The following is a 19,632-nucleotide window of genomic DNA, read 5'->3' as shown; positions in this document are numbered from 1 at the left end:
AATTAGACCTTCATCAATTCAGCTTCTTTCGCAGCCAAGCGCTTGTCAACTTCAGCAACAAATTTGTCTGTGATTTTCTGAATTTCGTCAGATGCACGACGTTCATCATCTTCAGAAATTTCTTTTTCTTTCAACAATGCTTTGATGTCACCCAATACATCACGACGGATGTTACGGATCGCAACTTTGGCATTTTCAGCTTCGTTACGTGCAACTTTCTGCATGTCACGACGAGTTTCTTCAGTCAATGCGGCCATTGGTACACGGATCGCGTCAGCAGTAATCGGGTTCAAACCAAGATCAGACTCACGGATCGCCTTATCAATCGCAGCAACCATTGAACGTTCAAATGGTTGAACCAGCAATGTACGTGAATCTTCCACGCCTACGTTTGCAACCTGATTCAATGGCACATCAGAGCCGTAGTAAGGAACCATGACGCCGTTCAAAATTGATGGATGCGCACGTCCGGTACGAACTTTAGCGAAACCATGTTCTAACGAGTCAAGAGACTTGTTCATACGCTCTTCTGCGTCTTTTTTAAGATCGTTAATCATATGATCTTCCTTACTTAATTCTTAAAAGATGTATTTACTAAATTAGGAGGTAGTATAAAGGGCTTTGTAGCTCACGTCATTAATTGGTGACGTGAGTTCCTTCTTTTTCACCCATCACCACTGAAAGCAATGCGCCAGATTTGTTCATGTCAAATACTTGAAGTGGCACATTGTGGTCACGACATAAGCAGATCGCAGTTAAATCCATGACGCCCAACTTCTCGTCCAACACCTGATCAAATGTCAATGTGTCGTATTTCACGGCATCTTCGTATTTGCTTGGATCTTTGTTGTAAACACCATCAACCTTAGTAGCTTTCAGGATCAGGTCAGATTCAATCTCGATACCACGCAAACAAGCTGCTGTATCCGTAGTAAAGAACGGATTACCTGTACCCGCTACAAATACGCACACTTCACCTTGAGTCAGATGACGAATCGCATCACGGCTAGAATAAGATTCAACCACTGCACCAATCGGTAATGCAGACATCAAACGGGTTTTGATATTACGGCGTACCAAAGCATCACGTAATGCCAGACCGTTCATGACAGTTGCCAGCATACCCATCTGGTCACCGGTTACACGACCTACCAGACCATCTTTTTGCAACTGGCTACCACGGTACAGGTTACCACCGCCCACGACGATACCGACTTGTACACCCAAACCCACGAGATGCGCAATAGAAAGTGACATCTGATCGAGCACTTGTGCATCGATACCCATGTCTTTGTTCCCTGCCAGTGCTTCACCAGATAGCTTTAGCAGGATGCGACCAAATCGTGGCTTTTTAGAATCCAACATCATAAAACTCCAAATTATTTAATCTAAATTCTTTTAATTCAAAATCTTAAGCAGACTTGATTGAGATCAGCTTAGCAAATAAATCATATTCATCTGCATCAGTGATTTCGACTTCAAGCAAATCCCCTGCCTTAATCACACTTTTGTCGATATCTTCAACAAAAACATTACCATCAATTTCAGGCGCATCCGCATATGAGCGTGCTACAGCAACCGGGAATTCTTCTTCTAGATCATCGACTAGCACAGTCATTTTCTGGCCAATACGTTTTTGTAGCTTCGCTGCTGAAATTTCCTGCTGAACCTGCATGAAACGTTCATAACGTTCTTGCTTGATCTCTTCCGGCACATGGTCTGGAAGATCATTCGCTGTCGCACCTTCAACTGGTGAATAAGTAAAACAGCCCACACGATCTAGCTGTGCTTCTTTCAGCCAGTCCAGAAGCATCTGGAAATCTTCTTCCGTTTCGCCCGGGAAACCCACCACAAATGTAGAACGGATGACTAGGTCAGGACATTTCTCACGCCATACTTTTAAACGCTCCAGTGTATTTTCACTGTGCGCTGGACGTTTCATCAGTTTCAGGATTCTTGGGCTGGCATGCTGGAATGGAATATCCAGATAAGGCAGGATTTTGCCTTGAGCCATCAAATCGATCACGGCATCTACGTGTGGATATGGATAAACATAGTGCAGACGCACCCAGATGCCCAATTGACCCAATGCTTCACACATGTCATAGAATTTGGTTTTAACTGGCTGGCCGTTCCAGAAGTCCAGTTTGTATTTGGTGTCGACACCATAAGCAGAAGTATCTTGGGAGATCACGAGTACTTCTTTGACACCTGAACGTTTCAGTGCTGCAGCTTCTTCAAGCACAGAACCAACTGGACGGGAAACCAGATCACCACGCATACTTGGAATGATGCAGAAGGTACAACGGTGGTTACAGCCTTCTGATATTTTCAAGTACGCATAGTGTTTCGGAGTAAGACGAATGCCTTGCTCAGGAACTAAATCAATAAATGGATTGTGTTTTGGCGGCTCAGGAACATATTCATGTACCGCATCCATCACTTCTTCATAGGCCGCTGCACCTGTCACTTTCAGGACGTTCGGGTGCATTTGGCGAATTTTATCTTCGTCTTTTCCTAGACAACCTGTTACGATTACACGACCATTCGCGCTCATCGCTTCACCGATGGCATCTAAAGACTCTTGTACTGCAGATTCAATAAAACCACAGGTATTTACTACTACTAAATCAGCACCGTCATAATCCGATGCGACATCATAACCTTCAGTCTTTAACTGAGTTAAAATTCGTTCAGAATCTACCAATGCCTTAGGACAACCTAAAGATACAAAACCGACTTTGGGGGACTTCATGAATCTGCGCTCCACTAGAATGCGCGTATTGTATGTCTTTTCGCATCATAAAAATAGTTGAAATGGCCACTCTTTGCATCACGCACTAAAATAACGCCATAAAATATTCAATATAAAAGCTTATGCACCAAAATGAATCATTTTAGGTTTACAGCCTCAATTTAATCCGTTATACCTGAGTTTGATTGGGCATCCCTGTCAGATTTCGTGCATTTTTCAGCAAAATTTTAACAAGAGTTCTAAAGTTGGCGTGCATCTTGCTTATTTTGCCTCAAATCTGAACTTTGAAATTGTTATTTTGCTTTATGAAGATGCCATTGCGCCATTTTAATACAGGAAAACCACCGCTAATGGATCAGCCTCTTTCCATCGACTATCGCCTTTTGGTGGACAACCTGACCACTGCCATTATGCTGGTTGATAGTCATCTGAATATTTATTACTTAAATACAGCCTGCGAGGCTATGTTTGATGTCAGCCTGTTACGCGCATCAGGCACGCCGGTATTAAATATACTGCAAGCGCCGACAGATGAATTCAATACTGAAGAATCACTCTATAACACGCTGCATACTGGCCAACCTTATACTCGCCGTGAGGCGACAATCATCGTTAACTTTAAAGACATTCATGTGGACTATACGGTTTCCCTGCTCAATGCGGGCAAGCCAAATCATCCTTTATTGTTGATCGAGCTGAATCAGCGTGACCGTATGCTGAAAATCTCACGTGAAGAAAACTATATCCAGCAGCATCAAGTTGCGCGCCAATTAATTCGTGGCGTGGCACATGAAATCAAAAATCCACTTGGTGGCATTCGTGGTGCAACCCAGCTTCTGGCACGTAGCCTTGAAGATCCAAAATATAAAGAGTTCACTGACATTATTATTAGTGAAGTGGATCGCCTGAGAAATCTGGCAGATAGCATGCTCGGTTCACGCCAGTTACCAAGCTATGAAATGGTTAATGTGCATGAGCCTTTAGAACGCGTCCGTTCACTGATTGTGAACCAGACTAAAAAGAAAATTAAAATTACCCGGGACTATGACCTGTCCCTGCCGGAAGTTCTGGCAGATCGCGATCAGCTGATTCAGGTCATGCTAAATATCTGCGTGAATGCCGTTCAGGCGATGACAGAAAACAAGGATTTCTTTGTCGAGCATCAACCGGAACTTATTTTAAGAACCCGGATTCAGCGTCTTTATACCATTAGTGGTGTGATTCACCGATCTGTGGTTCGAATCGACATTGAAGATAATGGCCCTGGTGTTCCAGACGATATTATCGAAGCCGTGTTCTACCCGCTTGTGACCAGCCGTGCCAAAGGTACCGGACTAGGTCTCAGCATTGCTCAAAATATTATGCATCAACATAACGGAATGATTGAATGCCAGTCAGTTCCAGGAAAAACCGTATTTAGCTTATTTTTACCTTGGGAGTCAGATCATGTCGCGAAATAAAATATGGGTGATTGATGACGATCGTGCCATGCGTTGGGTACTAGAAAAAACATTTAAAGAAGAAGGTTTCGACGTTACTAGTTTTGAAGAAGCCCAGTCAGCACTTGATCAGTTGGGCGTAGATGCACCTGATGTGATCCTAACCGATATCCGTATGCCAGGTATTGATGGTCTGACCTTTTTAGGCAAGGTGAAAAATACCAATCCTGATTTGCCGGTTATTATTATGACGGCGCATTCGGATCTGGAATCTGCTGTATCCAGTTATCAAACAGGTGCTTTTGAATACCTGCCAAAACCATTTGATATTGATGAAGCATTGGCACTGGTCAATCGTGCGATTTTACATATCACCAAATTACAGCAGCAAGAATCTGCCAAATCTGCACCAACCATTCAATCGACTGAGATCATTGGTGAATCGCCTGCCATGCAGGAAGTCTTCCGTGCCATTGGTCGTTTGTCTCAATCACACATTACCGTGCTGATTAATGGTGAATCCGGTACAGGTAAAGAACTGGTAGCGCATGCCCTACACCGCCATTCACCGCGTAGCAATAAACCGTTTATTGCACTGAACATGGCGGCTATTCCAAAAGACCTGATAGAGACTGAATTATTTGGTCATGAAAAAGGTGCTTTTACCGGTGCAAATACGCAACGTCAAGGCCGTTTTGAACAGGCCAACGGCGGTACGCTGTTCCTGGATGAAATTGGTGACATGCCATTTGAAACACAAACTCGTTTGTTACGTGTCCTAGCTGATGGGGAATTCTATCGTGTTGGTGGTCACATTCCGGTTAAAGTTGATGTACGTATTGTGGCTGCAACGCATCAGGACCTGGAAAAGCTGGTACATGATGGTCGCTTCCGTGAAGACTTGTATCACCGTCTAAACGTGATTCGTATTCATATACCTAAACTGGCACATCGCTCTGAAGATATTCCGATGTTGGCGCAGCACTTCCTGGCGCGTGCAGGTAAAGAATTAGGCGTTAATCCTAAAATCTTGCGTCCTGAAACTCAGGAATATATGCAGAAGCTGCCTTGGCAAGGTAACGTACGTCAACTTGAAAATACTTGTCGCTGGCTCACAGTGATGATTACCGGTCGTGAAGTTTACCCTGAAGATCTCCCACCTGAATTAAAACAGATTCCAATTCAGCAACAAGATCCGGGTGCTCCAATTCCAAACCTGAATCAAATTGCACCGCATCATTGGGATGAGTTACTGGGTCAATGGGCAATCCAGAAACTGAAAAACGGTGAAATGAAGCTGTTAGATGTGGCTACACCAATGTTTGAACGCACACTCATCAATGCTGCACTACAACAAACCCGTGGTCGTAAGCGTCATGCTGCGGAGCTTTTAGGTTGGGGACGTAATACCCTCACCCGTAAGCTGAAAGAGCTCGGCATGGACAGTGCAGATGACGATGAAGTAGAAGAAGTCGAAGGCCAGGCCTGAAATTAAAAAAGCACCCTTGGGTGCTTTTTTATTGCTTATATATAATAATTAGATTCTTACACTGTTAAACCAATATAACGTGAATAACCTGCTGCACCCAAATCAGACTTTAAAATCAGATAATTTGGATAAGTACTTGTGGTGATTTCTTCGAACATGTTGACAATGTCATCATTGGCATGCAGTTCATCCACTGTTTTTCGCATAGTTTGCTCAAATTCATCGGTGATGTATTCAAAACCGATATCCATGGCAATAAATAAGGTATGTTCACAGGGTTGAACATACTGTTCTTCTTGCCAGTTAATAATTTCTTGATGGCAATGTGGGCAAGCGATATTGTCAGTGGCTTGGATGTCGATTTCGATCAATTGGTAAAGCATCTTAATTTTTTCATAAATGTACTATCAAGATTCTATAATAGATAAATATCTTAAAAGTGTACTAATTTTTCAAATTTCTTGGTATAAATTTCGAGACATAATTATAAGTATTTATTAGATGAAAAAATTACCCCATAAAGTCGCTCGAATTTGTTGGAATTCAAATCATTGGACTGCCCCTTCCGGAATTACTGGAAAGTCAAAAGATATAAACTCCTTCGAAAACATATACGGTTTTGGATTTGAAGAATGGAATTTTGATTTATCCAAGGTTATCGATGGCTATATTTATGGATACATTCCAGCTGCCTCAGCAGGTCGTATATCAAACACTATAGATCCTATTTTTACCCTATCCCTTTACACTATTGAAAATCAAAAAAAGTATAATCAAAGATGGTGGATAGGTACGATTAATCAAGTAGAACTTGTTAACACCTCAAAATCAAAAGAAATTTATGCCATTTATGAAAAAAATGGATGGATAAATGAAAGATTTGACCAATTAAAAAATTTAGGAATCGATTACTTCCAACTATTAGATATTTATGCTGAACAATTTTTTAACATTAGATATAAATTAAAAGACGTAAATCTTCTAGAGGAACCACTAAGTTTTGATCACAAAAATCCTGCTGTAACATCGAACTATTATAATTTTTTAAACTTCACTACATTACCTAATGATATAGAAAATAATATATTGGATGCGAATAATCCAAATCAAAAAGAGAATTTTTATAGAAAAACTTATACCATAGAAGCCGCCAACTTCCAAAAAATACACTCTATAGTGCATAATTTATTAATTAAAGATTTAAAGTTAAATTTCAAAAAAGATCAAATATTTTCAGAATATTTTTTGAACAATAACACTCGTGTAGATATTGCAATTCAAGATGAATCAAAAAGTTTTATACTTTATGAAATCAAAATTGCCCGAAATTTACGTGACGCCATACGTCAATCCATAGGACAATTATTGGAATACTCTTTCACCTTACAATATCAAAATGTCAAAGAAATGAATATCGTATCTATTTTTGACGTTAATGATCCAGTTCACATTAATGAGAAAAGATTTCTTAAATCATTAGAAAAATATTTAAAAATTCCAATCTCATACCATTATGTAAAAATAGAAAATACTTAAACAAAGAAGCCCGCAGATTGCGGGCTTCTTTAATTCAAAATCTTAAGCAGATTTTTTCGCTTGGGCATTCTTACGAATCGTAATCATCACCAATTGAACGGCTGCTGGTGTTACACCCGGAATACGGCTTGCTTGAGCCAGTGTTTCAGGACGAATATCTTTTAACTTCAATGTAATTTCACGAGAAAGACCTGAAACAACATCATAGTCAAAATCAGCAGGAATCTTGGTTTCCTCTAAACGTTTCATTTGTGCAACGTCTTGATGCTGACGGTTGATATAACCTTCGTATTTCACCGCAATCTCAATTTGATCACCCACTTGTGGTGAAACTTCAGAACCTGTGAGCTCTGCAATTTGAGCGAAGGTGATGTTTGGACGTTTTAACAAATCAATTGCAGAACATTCTTTAGAAAGATCCGCACCTGTCATCTCAACGAATTTTTTACCCATTGGGTTGTTTGGTGCAGCCCAAAGATGTTGTAGACGACCTGTTTCTTTCTCTACAGCTTCCATTTTTTCACAGTAAGCTGCCCAACGTTCGTCATCAACCAGACCCATTTCACGACCGATTGGTGTTAAACGCTGATCCGCATTATCTTCACGCAACATCAAACGGTATTCCGCACGTGAAGTGAACATACGATACGGTTCTTTAGTACCTAAAGTAATTAGGTCATCAACCAGTACGCCCATGTATGCTTCATCACGTTTTGGTGTCCATTGTTCTTGATCCCATGCACGACGTGCAGCGTTCAAGCCTGCAAGCAAGCCTTGTGCGCCCGCTTCTTCATAACCGGTTGTACCATTGATTTGACCAGCAAAGTACAGGTTATTGATCGCTTTTGTTTCCAAAGTGAACTTTAATGCTTGAGGGTTGAAATAATCGTATTCGATTGCATAACCTGGACGAAGAATGTGTGCATTCTCCATACCACGGATTGAACGCACCAATTCAAACTGAACATCAAATGGTAAAGAAGTTGAAATACCGTTTGGATAAAGCTCATGTGTATCCAGGCCTTCAGGCTCAAGGAATACTTGGTGTGAATCTTTATCAGCAAATTTATGAATTTTATCTTCAATTGATGGACAGTAACGTGGACCTACACCTTCAATCACACCAGTGTACATCGGTGAACGGTCTAAACCGCCACGAATGATCTCATGGGTACGTTCATTGGTATGCGTGATGTAGCAGTTCACCTGTTCAGGGTGCATAGACACATCACCCATAAATGACATGGTTGGAGACGGGAAATCACCCGGCTGCGGTGTCATGACAGAGAAGTCGACTGAACGTGCATCAATACGTGGCGGTGTACCTGTTTTTAAACGACCTACAGGTAAGTTTAACTCACGTAAACGATGTGCCAATGAAATTGAAGGAGGATCGCCAGCACGACCGCCTGAAGCATTGTTTAAGCCAATGTGAATCACACCACCTAAGAATGTACCTGCAGTTAGCACCACAGTTTTCGCATCAAAGCGAATACCCATTTGGGTCACGACACCTTTAACAGTATCGCCTTCAACAATCAGGTCATCTGCTGCTTGCTGAAAGATATCCAGATTCGCTTGATTTTCTAAAGTCTCACGAATCGCTGCTTTATAACGAACACGGTCAGCCTGCGCACGAGTTGCACGTACTGCTGCACCTTTACGTGAATTCAGAATACGGAATTGAATACCGCCTTTATCGGCAGCCAGCGCCATCGCACCGCCCAAGGCATCAATTTCACGCACTAAATGTGATTTACCGATCCCGCCAATGGCCGGGTTACAGCTCATCTGCCCTAAAGTCTCAATGTTATGAGTTAAGAGTAATGTCTGTCGACCCATACGTGCTGCAGCCAGTGCTGCTTCCGTACCTGCGTGACCGCCACCGATAACAATGACATCGTATACTTTAGGATAGTGCATAGTGGTAAATAGAGAGATAGAAAAAGGATAGCTGAACATTATAGCAAACTTCCTTCCAAAGTTGACAAAATCACTTGAATTTATCCTTCGGAATTTACTCTGCCAGCCAATAAAGCAATGTAATTAAACTTTGCATACTTACTATATAAATTAAACATCTAAACTCAAAAAGTTACCCGACTCATATTGTTTAATATTGATTAGTTTTTAATCTATAAAGTGGTCACATTACAAACAAAGGTATACATGATGAATAAGAATATTTTCCTAGCAACAGCGCTCTGCGGTCTATGTTTCGCTCCATTTGCAGCCTCAGCAAATGATAAAGTCGAGAAGGTTTATAATGCCCAAAAATACCAGCAAGTTTGTAAAGGTAAATCAGAGGGCGCTCCTGTAAGTTTTGCTTACCGCGGCATTATCTGGAATGGTACCTGTCAGCAACAGTTCTTCCCTTCCTCATCAACCAATATCAAAGGCGATGAACCTGAACTTTATACATCTTGTAGTTCAGGCGGCAAAACTTCAGCAACCATTAATGGCACTCAGGTCAATGGTAAATGTGCATTAGGCTTTACCCCTCCACGTCCACAGTCACAAATGCAAACTCAGCCTCAAACCCCATCTCAATCAGGGATGTAAATCACTATATAGCTGATTAAATATATTTTTAATCAGAAACTTAACGGGTAAAATGCATAAATTTTACCCGTTTTTATATTGCTTATTTATTCATCTACGCTAAACTCAAAACATACCTAAAAAATGAATAATAAAAAGGAAACTTCATGGATTCGGGGTTTTTTAGTTTGTTTTTGCCGATTACTTTGGCAATTACGATGATGGGGTTAGGACTACAGTTAACAGTCAAGGATTTTCTGCATGTTAGTCGTTATCCCAAGGTGATTTTTATTGTCTTATTCTCACAACTGGTCATTTTAACCGGTTTAACCTTTTTAATCTGTCTGGTACTGGATCTGCCACCATTGCTTGCTGTAGGCATGATGCTGCTAGCTGCCTCTCCAGGAGGTGCCACTGCCAATCTGCTGAGCTATCTTTATAAAGGTGATGTGGCGCTTAATATCACGTTAACCGCCATCAATACGATTATTTCTATTTTCACCTTACCTTTTATTATGAACCTGTCCCTGTACTATTTTATAGGACAGGATACCGGCATCGGCTTACCGCTTGAAAAAATGGCCCAGGTTTTTCTGATTACAATTATTCCGGTTGTGATCGGCATGCTGATTCGGGCAAAATTTCCAAAGCTTTCAGATATTGTACATATGCCAATGCGGTTTCTATCTATCGCTTTTTTAAGCATGCTCTTGATTTATGCCATTTTCCAAGAGCGCTTTAACATCATCGAATATTTTGCCAGTATCGGGATTGCTACTTCCATATTATGTTTTTCCAGCCTGTTTCTCGGTTATTGCCTGCCTTTATTAATGGATATCCCAGACAAGATGGCACGCGCCTGTACCTTTGAAGTCGGCATTCACAACACAACTGTATCAATGACGATTGCGATTTCTGTCCTCAATAATGTCACCATTGCCATCCCTGCGGGTATTTATTCAATTGTCATGTACGTTTTTGCCGGTATTTTTGGTTTTATGATTAGTCAGCAAAAGCTTAGCTATAGTGGCAAGAGTCGTTTATCAGATTTGTAACTTCCTAAGTCAAATGCCTGCTTAAGCTGTATGCTTTTTATAGAAAATTTAAAACTATTAAAATAAATTTCTATAAGGAGCATGCAGATGGACTCTGGCATCATAACAATATTCCTCCCCCTCGCACTCGCCATCATCATGGTGGGATTAGGACTCGAACTCACGCTCAAAGATTTTGCCCGGGTAAGCCAGCACCCTAAAGCAGTGCTGGTTGCCTTGTTTTGTCAATTAATTCTACTGGTAAGCATTGCTTTCATTCTATGTAAAGTTCTGACTTTACCACCTTTACTCGCTGTTGGTCTGATGTTGCTGGCCGCATCGCCAGGTGGCAGTACCGCAAATCTGTTCAGCTATCTGTTTAAAGGCGATCTAGCCCTCAATATTACCTTGACTGCGATCAATTCGGTGGTTGCTGCATTTACCTTGCCTTTAATCATGAATTTCTCGATCATGCATTTTATGCAGGACAGTCAGCAGATCAGCTTGCAGTTCGGAAAGATCCTACAAGTGTTTGGTATCATTATTATACCGGTCGCGATTGGTATGTTGATTCGTCATTATGCCCCAGCACTCACTGTAAAGCTGAATAAGCCTCTTCGCATTTTTGCAGTCCTCTTTCTGGTGCTGATTATTGCCGGAGCAATTTATAGTGAACGCGCCAATATTGCCGAATATCTGACTCAGGTAGGTTTAGCAATCGCCCTGTTCTGTCTCTTCAGCTTAATGATTGGCTATTTTGTTCCACGACTAATGAACATCAATTCTGCTCAGGCACGTGCCAGCGCTTTCGAGATCGGTATTCATAACAGTACACTCGCCATGACCATTGCACTTACTGTCATGTCCAGCACTGTGGTTGCCATGCCTGCTGCGGTCTATTCCATCTTCATGTATATCTTCGCGGCTATTTTTGGATTATTACTGAATCGCTTTGCTCCAGTAACTGCACGTCCTAGCATTTCTCCCACTCAGGAAAATGCGTTTTAACCGGTTTTCATAAAAAGGATGCGAAAGCATCCTTTTTATTTGACTCCGTCTCAAGAAGATCACACCTTCAAGCCGAACTTCCGTTACAATAGCTTTTTGAAAAAATGTATAAAGGTTATTTCTGTGAAGTGGTTACAAATTCATATTACAGTTGATCAAGCTCAGGTAGATTTTACTGAAACATTACTTAGCTCACTGGGCGCCGTAAGTGTCACTCTGGATGATGCTGAAAACCAGGATTTACTGGAACCACTTCCAGGAGAAACACCGCTCTGGAATAAAGTGATCGTGACTGGCATCTATGCTCAGGAAGATGACGAAGAAGAAATCGATGTAGCTGCATTGGAAACCTTTATTCGCGCACAACTACCTGAAGCACCGATCCGCCATGAATTCCTGGAAGATCAAGCTTGGGAACGTACCTGGATGGATGCCTACGAGCCAATCCAGATTTCTGAAAAATTCTGGATTGTTCCAGAATGGATGCAAGCGCCTGAAGCAGATGCAGTGAATATCAAGCTTGATCCAGGTTTGGCTTTTGGTACAGGTAACCATGCATCTACTTTCCTTTGCCTGCAATGGCTGGGCAAAACCGATGTAAAAGACAAGATCGTGATCGATTATGGCTGTGGTTCAGGTATTCTGGCTGTCGCGGCCCTGTTACTCGGTGCCAAATATGCCTATGCAACTGATATTGACCCACAAGCTGTTTTAGCCACCAAACAGAATGCTGAACTGAATGGCGTATTGGATCGACTTTATGTTGGTTTACCGGAAGAGTTCAACACAGAGCTTGGCGAGCAGAAAGCAGATGTGTTTGTTGCCAATATTCTGGCTGGCCCACTCATGATGCTTGAGCCTGAGTTCGCAGAATTGGTCAAACCTGAGGCAGAGTTCGCACTCGCAGGTGTTATTGAAGAGCAAGTTGCTGATGTTACTAGCATTTACTCAAAACATTTTGATATATTAGAAGTAGAAAAACGCGATGAACACTGGTGCCGTATCTCGGGGAAACGCCATAAGAATTAAAGAGTCTATAAACATTTATGAGTGACAAGCGAACCCACTGCCCGACCTGCTCTACAACCTATAAAGTTACGGTTGCGCAATTAACCATTGCCCAAGGCATGGTTTGCTGCCCAAAATGTAGTACGACCTTTAATGCTTTATCGCATCTGGTGACCGAAGCACAGAATTCGGTCGCCCTTACTCATACGCCAAGTCATGTTTCTTATATTAATAGAAGCCTCGCTGAATCTACTTCTTCAGCTAATTCTTCAGATCAGCACTATTTACTGAACATCTTTGATGAAAAAGTTGAAAACTCCAATATTGATCTGAAGACCTATCTGAACAACCTGAATTATTTCAGTACTGAACCGATTGCAGTACTGCCTAGCATGAACTGGGATGATCAGGCTGATAAACAGCACAATAAAGGCCCGCTTTATTATTTAGGCTGGACCAGCCTAAACCTGTTCTTATTTGGCTTACTTTTATTTCAATTCTTCTGGTTCAATCCACACTATATTAAGAATAGCCATGTGATGAGTGTGGCTTTTAACAATATCTGTGAAGTGTTCAACTGTTCCAATCTGGAAGAACATTACAATCTGATCAATACCAATAAGGTCAAAGCCAAAGCGATTGCCACAGATAAAACCCAGTTTAGTGGTGAGCTAATCAATTTCCACAAGCGCAGTCTGGAAATGCCAAACTTAAGAGTTCACCTTAAAGATCAGGGTGTAGTCTTGGCGACTTATAATTTAAAACCTCAGGAATACCTGATCGAAAGCCTGGTTAAGATTCAACGTATTCCCCAAAACAGCCCATTTAAATTTGAATTTGTGCTTCCTGTCGACCGTAAAGACTTCGATAATTACAGTTTGGAAATAATTCGACCTTAATATTGATAAAAACTATTAAAAAACGAAAAAAAAGTTAAAAAAAATGCAGTTTTCTTGCTCACTTTTCCCGAGACAATGGTATTATACGCGCCACGAAAGCTATGTGCTGCAAACTCCTCGCTACTTTTTCACAACAAATACAGTCTTGCCTAATGCGCTATAAAACTTATTGCGTATCGAGCAGATTTTTTTGTTTTGATTTTGGTCAGTAACAAAACTTTAACTATTGTTACGCTTATTTTTCGACCAAATCGTCGAGATGTGGCAAGCTACAAGCTCAATGTAATGACCAAGTTTTAGAACTCCAGTTTTAGGATCTAAAATGGAGTTCATTTCAATTTCTAGACCACTTTTATATATCGCTTTACCCAAGTGATATTTGATTTTTCGGATTAATTCGCATGAATAGCAAATCTCCTATTTTTACTGCACAATCTGATGTCGCTCTTCGTATTCACGTAGATCGCGCAGTTCGCCACTACTTTGCACAACTGCAAGGCGAGCAACCTTCTCAGGTGTACGACATGGTGCTGGCAGAAATGGAGAAGCCTTTATTATCTGTCGTTCTAGAATATACGCGTGGTAATCAGACACGCGCTGCCGAGATTCTCGGACTAAACCGCGGTACTTTACGTAAAAAGTTAAAAGCTCACGGTTTAATGAGTGAATAAATGATAAAATGCTTGCGGCTACCGCAGGCATTTTTTTTGACTGTTAATTAGCTATTTAGATTTAATCTGTTCCTTGGTAACTGTGACGAAGATCATGACTATTAAACGCGCTTTAATCTCTGTTTCCGATAAAACCGGTATTGTGGAATTTGCACAAGACCTTGCTGCTCTTGGGGTAGAAATTTTATCTACAGGTGGTACATACAAATTGTTGAAAGACAATAATGTTGCTGTAGTAGAAGTTTCGGAGCACACTGGTTTCCCAGAGATGATGGACGGCCGTGTAAAAACGCTACATCCGAAAATTCATGGTGGCATCCTGGCTCGTCGTGGTCTAGACGAAGCTGTGATGGCTGAACACAACATCGATGCGATCGATCTTGTCGTTGTTAACCTGTATCCATTTGCTGCAACTGTAGCGAAACCAAACTGTTCACTAGCTGATGCAATTGAAAACATCGACATCGGTGGTCCAACAATGGTTCGTGCTGCTGCGAAAAACCACGCGTCTGTTGGTATCGTAGTAAATGCTGCTGACTATGCAACTGTAATTGCTGAGCTTAAAGCTGAAGGTGCTTTATCTTATGCTACCCGTTTTGACCTTGCGGTTAAAGCATTCGAACATACTGCTCAATATGACGGTATGATCGCATCTTACTTAGGCGCTCGCGTAGGTAAAGAAGAAGGTCAGGCAGACAAATTTGCACGTACTTTCAATACTCAATTAAACAAAGCTCAAGACTTACGTTACGGTGAAAACCCGCATCAGTCTGCTGCTTTCTATGTAGATCCTGCTGCAAAAGAAGCTTCTGTTGCGACTGCTAAGCAGCTACAAGGTAAAGAACTTTCTTATAACAACATCGCGGATACTGATGCTGCACTTGAATGTGTGAAATCATTTGCGAAACCTGCTTGCGTGATCGTAAAACATGCGAACCCATGTGGTGTTGCAGTTTCTCTAGACGGCATCAAAGCTGCTTATGATCTTGCTTATGCAACTGACCCTGAATCTGCATTCGGTGGCATCATTGCATTCAACCGTGAATTAGACGTTGCAACTGCACAAGCAATTGTGGATCGTCAATTCGTTGAAGTGATCATTGCACCAAGCATCGCTGACGGCGTACTTGAAGTGACTGGCGCGAAGAAAAACGTACGTGTACTCGTATGTGGTGAACTTCCAGCAATTAACGAACGTGCTCCACAGCTTGACTACAAACGCGTAAACGGTGGTTTATTGGTTCAAGATCAAGACTTGGGCATGATCACTAAAGATGACCTGAAAGTTGTGACTAAACGCGCTCCAACTGAACAAGAAATCGATGACATGATCTTCGCTTGGAAAGTTGCTAAATACGTGAAATCTAACGCGATTGTTTATGCGAAAAATCGTCAAACCATTGGTGTGGGCGCAGGTCAAATGAGCCGTGTCAACTCTGCTCGTATTGCTGCAATCAAAGCTGAACATGCAGGTCTTGTGGTTGAAGGTGCAGTCATGGCGTCTGACGCATTCTTCCCATTCCGTGATGGTATTGATAACGCTGCCAAAGCTGGTATCAAATGCATTATCCAACCGGGTGGTTCTATGCGTGACGAAGAAACGATTGCTGCAGCTGACGAAGCTGGTATTGCAATGGTGTTCACTGGCATGCGCCATTTCCGTCACTAATTAACTAAATTAATTAGAAGTCGTATTTATTAATCCCCCTAAATCCCCCTTTGTAAAAAGGGGGACTTTTCGCATCATAGAACTGTGTTTTTATTTGCGATACCCCTCCCTTTTTAAAGGGAGGTTGGGAGGGATTCTATTCTTTGAGGGATTTTTAGATGAACATTTTAGTTTTGGGTAGTGGCGGTCGTGAGCATGCATTGGCGTGGAAAATCGCACAAGACGATCAAGTTACAAAAGTTTTTGTAGCGCCAGGTAATGCCGGTACTGCAACTGAAAATAAATGTGAAAATGTCGCTTTAGACATTCTCGACAACCCTGCCATTATTGATTTTGCCAAAAATAATGCAGTTGAACTGATTATAGTTGGTCCAGAAGCACCGCTTGTAAATGGTGTTGTGGATGCTTGCCGTGCAGCTGGGGTAAAAATTTGGGGTCCAACGCAATTTGCTGCACAACTGGAAGGCTCTAAAGCATTTGCGAAGCACTTCTTAAAACGCCACAACATTCCAACTGCTTTCTATGACGTGTTCACGGAAGTCGATGCGGCTAAAGCATTTGTCGAGAAAAATGGTGCGCCAATCGTAATCAAGGCTGACGGTCTTGCTGCCGGTAAAGGCGTGATTGTTGCCATGACCAATCAAGAAGCATTTGATGCGATTGATGACATGCTGGCAGGCAACAAATTTGGTGATGCGGGTTCTCGTGTAGTCATTGAAGAATTCCTTGCTGGTGAAGAAGCATCTTTCATTTGTATGATTGATGGCGACAACATCCTGCCAATGGCGACCTCACAAGACCATAAGCGTATTTTTGAAGGCGACCAAGGTCCGAACACTGGCGGTATGGGAGCATACTCTCCTGCGCCTGTGGTGACTGCAGATGTATTTGAAAAAACCATGAATGAAGTGATGCGTCCGACTGTTGAAGGCATGAAAAAAGATGGTCACGTATACACAGGTTTCTTATACGCAGGCTTGATGATTGACGATAAAGGTCAACCAAAAGTAATCGAGTTCAACTGTCGTTTTGGCGATCCAGAAACTCAACCGATCATGATGCGCTTAAAATCATCTTTGGTAGATTTGGTTCAAGCAGGTCTTGAAGGCAATCTTCCTGCAGAAGCTGAATGGGATGAGCGTAAAACTGTCGGTATCGTACTGGCATCTAAAGGCTATCCTGAAACTTCTAGCAATGGCGATGTGATTTCAGGTCTAGATACTGAAATGACTGATGCCAAAGTATTCCATGCAGGCACCAAAGCCAATGAAAATGGTGATATTGTCACTGCTGGCGGTCGTGTACTTTGTGTGACTGCTTTGGGTAATACCATTGGTGAAGCACAAGCGAAAGCATTAGAGCTTTGTGAAAAAGTAACATTCGACGGCGTTCAATACCGTAAAGATATTGGTTACCGTGCAATTGCGCGTGAAAATGCTTAATCTATATTTAGATTAAATAAAAACCCCGCTGAATGCGGGGTTTTTTTATAGTGAAGAATTTCAACTTTACTCATGCTTGGCTTTATAGTTTTATAAATAGCTAGATCACTAAACTCCATTTTTAGAAATGTTAGAAACAGAACGCCTCATCCTTCGACCTTGGCAAGCATCGGACTATCCAGCTTTTATTGCTATGGGGCAAAATCCTGAAGTTATGCGTTATTTTCCCAGCCTACTGACACCTGAACAAAGTCTACAATTTATTGAAAAAGTAACTAAACAGATTGATCAGTATGGTTGGGGTTTATGGGCAGTTGAGCTAAAAGAGACTAAAGAATTTATTGGCTTTATTGGCCTGCAACCGCAGCCTGATCTGTTTGAGTTTACACCCTGTGTTGAAATTGGCTGGCGTCTTGCCAAAAAATATTGGCATCGAGGTTATGCCACTGAAGGTGCTCGCGCAGTATTGGATTACGCATTCAATACTTTAGGTTTGAATAAAGTTGTATCTTTCACTGCCACAGTCAATACACCATCCGAAGCGGTGATGAAAAAGATAGGCATGGTAAAGACTCAAGAATTTCAGCATCCACGCTTGCCTAAGGATCATCCTTTATGTTGGCATGTATTGTATGAAATTAATCAAAGCAATTATTCAAGTAAATAAGAGTCGACTTAAATCCTCCTTAACCATTCATTAAAAAAGATTTTTCAGTAGCTCAATGAGCTAGTAGATTTACCTATGTTTATTCATTTTTATGATTTCTATTGGATAAAATCTTATAAAGATCAATCTTTAAGCGATATGTAATTCTGATTTATCTTCAATAAAAATAATATATTGTATTCATTAATATTTTAATCATTTTCATCTAATATATATTCTACTAAATAGATAAGTAGATAGTTTTTATCCACTATATCGAATAAATAATAATTGCTATGATTGCGCCCATTCAGAGCACCAAATTTGACTATATCTTTTATAAAATCTCTATTTACTCTCTCCAAATAGAAAACCGATATAGTGGTTTGGTGAACTCTGACCCGATCGAATTAACGTGAACTGTTGCAGTACATTTGCATTTTCCCTGCCGGAGCCACATGCGACATCGATCCAGGGTCAGATGAAAGTGTAATAAAACTCCACTTTAACATGACCTTAAAATGCATATACTTTAGGCAACACGAGAATTAGGACATCTTTATGAAAAAGCTACTTGGCGTTTTACTCAGTGCATCTGTATTGACACTAACTGCATGCGGAAAACAAGAAGCGCCTGCAACGGACGCAGCACAAAACAAAGACTCAGGTGAACTTCAAACAGTTACTATGGCATCCACTGGTTCAGATGCTGACGTATGGCGCTACATTTCAACTTTGCCTGAAACTAAACAAGCCGGCATCAAACTTGATGTGAAAAACTTCACTGATTATGTTGCGATGAACACTGCGGTTGCCAACAAAGAAATTGATGTTAACGCATTCCAGTCTTATGCCTATATGGTGGCTTATAACGACGCCAATACTCAAAAGATCGCTCCACTTTCTACGACTTATCTTGAGCCAATGGGGATTTACTCAAGCAAAGTGAAAAAAGTTGAAGAGTTTAAGCAAGGTGCGACAATTGCTATTCCTAACGATGGCGCGAATGAATCACGTGCATTGTTACTTTTACAATCTGCGGGTCTGGTAAAACTTAAACCAAACTTTGACCTGGTAAAAGGTACGCCTGCTGACATCACTGAAAATGCGAAACAGATTGTCATCAAGCCAATTCAAATGGCGACTGCAGTCCGTGTGAAAGATGAAGTAGATGCGATTGTTCTAGGTAATACTTTGGCAATGGAAGGTGGTCTGAACGTATTGAAAGATGCGATCTATTACGAAGCGATTGATCAAAGTACTAAAATGAATGTTAACATTTTAGCTGTCGCTGCTGACCGTCAAAATGATCCTGTACTTCAAAAAGTTGGCCAGTTGTATCATACTCCTGCTGTGAAAGCCTATGTTGATGAACACTTCGGTGGTACTAAAGTTGCTGTAAATAAACCAGTGACTTATTTAACCGAAGAAAAGTAATACAATAATCAATATTCAGAACAGGCAAGATTTCTTGCCTGTTTTTTTATTCTTGATG

At 41.2% G+C, this 19,632-nt stretch carries 18 protein-coding genes; 13 read left to right on the top strand and 5 right to left on the bottom strand.

The window, feature by feature from the left end; translation table 11 throughout:
• Positions 1–2: 2 nt before the first annotated feature.
• The 3 genes from frr to rimO form a co-directional block, all read right to left on the bottom strand.
• Positions 3–557 carry a ribosome recycling factor gene (gene frr, locus O4M77_RS06450; RefSeq protein WP_005235283.1) on the bottom strand — a complete coding sequence of 185 codons (555 nt, stop codon included), beginning with the start codon at positions 555–557 and terminating at the stop codon, positions 3–5.
• A 79-nt stretch (positions 558–636) separates the two neighbouring features.
• Positions 637–1,365, bottom strand: coding sequence for a UMP kinase (gene pyrH / locus O4M77_RS06445; protein WP_004786170.1), 729 nt, complete (start codon positions 1,363–1,365; stop codon positions 637–639).
• 46 nt (positions 1,366–1,411) lie between these two features.
• Positions 1,412–2,755, bottom strand: coding sequence for a 30S ribosomal protein S12 methylthiotransferase RimO (rimO, locus tag O4M77_RS06440; protein WP_004786172.1), 1,344 nt, complete (start codon positions 2,753–2,755; stop codon positions 1,412–1,414).
• Positions 2,756–3,105: 350 nt separating this feature from the next.
• Between rimO and glnL the strand changes: the two genes are divergently transcribed.
• Positions 3,106–4,215, top strand: coding sequence for a nitrogen regulation protein NR(II) (gene glnL / locus O4M77_RS06435; RefSeq protein WP_125278343.1), 1,110 nt, complete (start codon positions 3,106–3,108; stop codon positions 4,213–4,215).
• Positions 4,202–5,683, top strand: a complete 1,482-nt coding sequence (glnG, locus tag O4M77_RS06430) for a nitrogen regulation protein NR(I) (protein WP_005235270.1) — start codon at positions 4,202–4,204, stop codon at positions 5,681–5,683. The genes glnL and glnG overlap by 14 nt, the downstream gene beginning before the upstream one ends.
• Positions 5,684–5,739: 56 nt before the next feature.
• Here glnG and O4M77_RS06425 read toward each other — a convergent pair whose 3' ends face one another.
• On the bottom strand, positions 5,740–6,066 hold the full coding sequence (locus tag O4M77_RS06425; RefSeq protein WP_323714031.1) for a hypothetical protein: 327 nt from the start codon (positions 6,064–6,066) through the stop codon (positions 5,740–5,742).
• A 118-nt stretch (positions 6,067–6,184) separates the two neighbouring features.
• Between O4M77_RS06425 and O4M77_RS06420 the strand changes: the two genes are divergently transcribed.
• On the top strand, positions 6,185–7,219 hold the full coding sequence (locus O4M77_RS06420) for a hypothetical protein (RefSeq protein ID WP_180130371.1): 1,035 nt from the start codon (positions 6,185–6,187) through the stop codon (positions 7,217–7,219).
• 42 nt (positions 7,220–7,261) lie between these two features.
• Here the strand turns inward: O4M77_RS06420 and mnmG are convergent, their stop codons facing one another.
• Positions 7,262–9,142 (bottom strand): tRNA uridine-5-carboxymethylaminomethyl(34) synthesis enzyme MnmG, encoded by a 1,881-nt coding sequence (mnmG, locus tag O4M77_RS06415; RefSeq protein ID WP_159122801.1) that lies wholly within the window; start codon positions 9,140–9,142, stop codon positions 7,262–7,264.
• A 249-nt stretch (positions 9,143–9,391) separates the two neighbouring features.
• Between mnmG and O4M77_RS06410 the strand changes: the two genes are divergently transcribed.
• The 10 genes from O4M77_RS06410 (at position 9,392) to O4M77_RS06365 (ending at position 19,574) form a co-directional block, all read left to right on the top strand.
• On the top strand, positions 9,392–9,781 hold the full coding sequence (locus O4M77_RS06410) for a hypothetical protein (RefSeq protein ID WP_051065385.1): 390 nt from the start codon (positions 9,392–9,394) through the stop codon (positions 9,779–9,781).
• A 146-nt stretch (positions 9,782–9,927) separates the two neighbouring features.
• Entirely contained in the window at positions 9,928–10,815 is an 888-nt protein-coding gene (locus tag O4M77_RS06405) for a bile acid:sodium symporter family protein (RefSeq protein WP_179992304.1), read from the top strand.
• Between the two features lie 87 nt (positions 10,816–10,902).
• Positions 10,903–11,802, top strand: coding sequence for a bile acid:sodium symporter family protein (locus O4M77_RS06400; RefSeq protein ID WP_323714030.1), 900 nt, complete (start codon positions 10,903–10,905; stop codon positions 11,800–11,802).
• Positions 11,803–11,925: 123 nt separating this feature from the next.
• The gene (gene prmA, locus O4M77_RS06395) at positions 11,926–12,831 is read left to right on the top strand and encodes a 50S ribosomal protein L11 methyltransferase (RefSeq protein WP_159122777.1); all 906 of its coding nucleotides are present in this window, start codon (positions 11,926–11,928) and stop codon (positions 12,829–12,831) included.
• 17 nt (positions 12,832–12,848) lie between these two features.
• Positions 12,849–13,709, top strand: a complete 861-nt coding sequence (locus tag O4M77_RS06390; protein ID WP_180130373.1) for a DUF3426 domain-containing protein — start codon at positions 12,849–12,851, stop codon at positions 13,707–13,709.
• Between the two features lie 401 nt (positions 13,710–14,110).
• Complete coding sequence (fis, locus tag O4M77_RS06385; protein ID WP_001086304.1) at positions 14,111–14,380, top strand: DNA-binding transcriptional regulator Fis; 270 nt, start codon at positions 14,111–14,113, stop codon at positions 14,378–14,380.
• Positions 14,381–14,474: 94 nt separating this feature from the next.
• On the top strand, positions 14,475–16,049 hold the full coding sequence (gene purH / locus O4M77_RS06380; RefSeq protein ID WP_180068496.1) for a bifunctional phosphoribosylaminoimidazolecarboxamide formyltransferase/IMP cyclohydrolase: 1,575 nt from the start codon (positions 14,475–14,477) through the stop codon (positions 16,047–16,049).
• A 158-nt stretch (positions 16,050–16,207) separates the two neighbouring features.
• A complete protein-coding gene (gene purD, locus O4M77_RS06375) occupies positions 16,208–17,491 on the top strand; it encodes a phosphoribosylamine--glycine ligase (RefSeq protein ID WP_180130374.1) in 1,284 nt (427 codons plus the stop codon).
• A gap of 127 nt (positions 17,492–17,618) precedes the next feature.
• A complete protein-coding gene (locus O4M77_RS06370; protein ID WP_180130376.1) occupies positions 17,619–18,158 on the top strand; it encodes a GNAT family N-acetyltransferase in 540 nt (179 codons plus the stop codon).
• A gap of 540 nt (positions 18,159–18,698) precedes the next feature.
• Positions 18,699–19,574 carry a MetQ/NlpA family ABC transporter substrate-binding protein gene (locus tag O4M77_RS06365; protein WP_005235248.1) on the top strand — a complete coding sequence of 292 codons (876 nt, stop codon included), beginning with the start codon at positions 18,699–18,701 and terminating at the stop codon, positions 19,572–19,574.
• Positions 19,575–19,632: the final 58 nt, after the last annotated feature.

Origin of the sequence: Acinetobacter sp. YWS30-1, from assembly GCF_033558715.1 — a bacterium.
Taxonomy (GTDB): domain Bacteria; phylum Pseudomonadota; class Gammaproteobacteria; order Pseudomonadales; family Moraxellaceae; genus Acinetobacter.
This window is presented reverse-complemented; position numbering and strand designations above follow the sequence as displayed.

Coding starts and splice junctions, on each gene's coding strand:
- frr (WP_005235283.1), bottom strand. CDS start 557: ATGATTAACGATCTTAAAAAAGACGCAGAAGAGCGTATGAACAAGTCT.
- pyrH (WP_004786170.1), bottom strand. CDS start 1,365: ATGTTGGATTCTAAAAAGCCACGATTTGGTCGCATCCTGCTAAAGCTA.
- rimO (WP_004786172.1), bottom strand. CDS start 2,755: ATGAAGTCCCCCAAAGTCGGTTTTGTATCTTTAGGTTGTCCTAAGGCA.
- glnL (WP_125278343.1), top strand. CDS start 3,106: ATGGATCAGCCTCTTTCCATCGACTATCGCCTTTTGGTGGACAACCTG.
- glnG (WP_005235270.1), top strand. CDS start 4,202: ATGTCGCGAAATAAAATATGGGTGATTGATGACGATCGTGCCATGCGT.
- O4M77_RS06425 (WP_323714031.1), bottom strand. CDS start 6,066: ATGCTTTACCAATTGATCGAAATCGACATCCAAGCCACTGACAATATC.
- O4M77_RS06420 (WP_180130371.1), top strand. CDS start 6,185: ATGAAAAAATTACCCCATAAAGTCGCTCGAATTTGTTGGAATTCAAAT.
- mnmG (WP_159122801.1), bottom strand. CDS start 9,142: ATGCACTATCCTAAAGTATACGATGTCATTGTTATCGGTGGCGGTCAC.
- O4M77_RS06410 (WP_051065385.1), top strand. CDS start 9,392: ATGAATAAGAATATTTTCCTAGCAACAGCGCTCTGCGGTCTATGTTTC.
- O4M77_RS06405 (WP_179992304.1), top strand. CDS start 9,928: ATGGATTCGGGGTTTTTTAGTTTGTTTTTGCCGATTACTTTGGCAATT.
- O4M77_RS06400 (WP_323714030.1), top strand. CDS start 10,903: ATGGACTCTGGCATCATAACAATATTCCTCCCCCTCGCACTCGCCATC.
- O4M77_RS06390 (WP_180130373.1), top strand. CDS start 12,849: ATGAGTGACAAGCGAACCCACTGCCCGACCTGCTCTACAACCTATAAA.
- fis (WP_001086304.1), top strand. CDS start 14,111: ATGAATAGCAAATCTCCTATTTTTACTGCACAATCTGATGTCGCTCTT.
- purH (WP_180068496.1), top strand. CDS start 14,475: ATGACTATTAAACGCGCTTTAATCTCTGTTTCCGATAAAACCGGTATT.
- purD (WP_180130374.1), top strand. CDS start 16,208: ATGAACATTTTAGTTTTGGGTAGTGGCGGTCGTGAGCATGCATTGGCG.
- O4M77_RS06370 (WP_180130376.1), top strand. CDS start 17,619: ATGTTAGAAACAGAACGCCTCATCCTTCGACCTTGGCAAGCATCGGAC.
- O4M77_RS06365 (WP_005235248.1), top strand. CDS start 18,699: ATGAAAAAGCTACTTGGCGTTTTACTCAGTGCATCTGTATTGACACTA.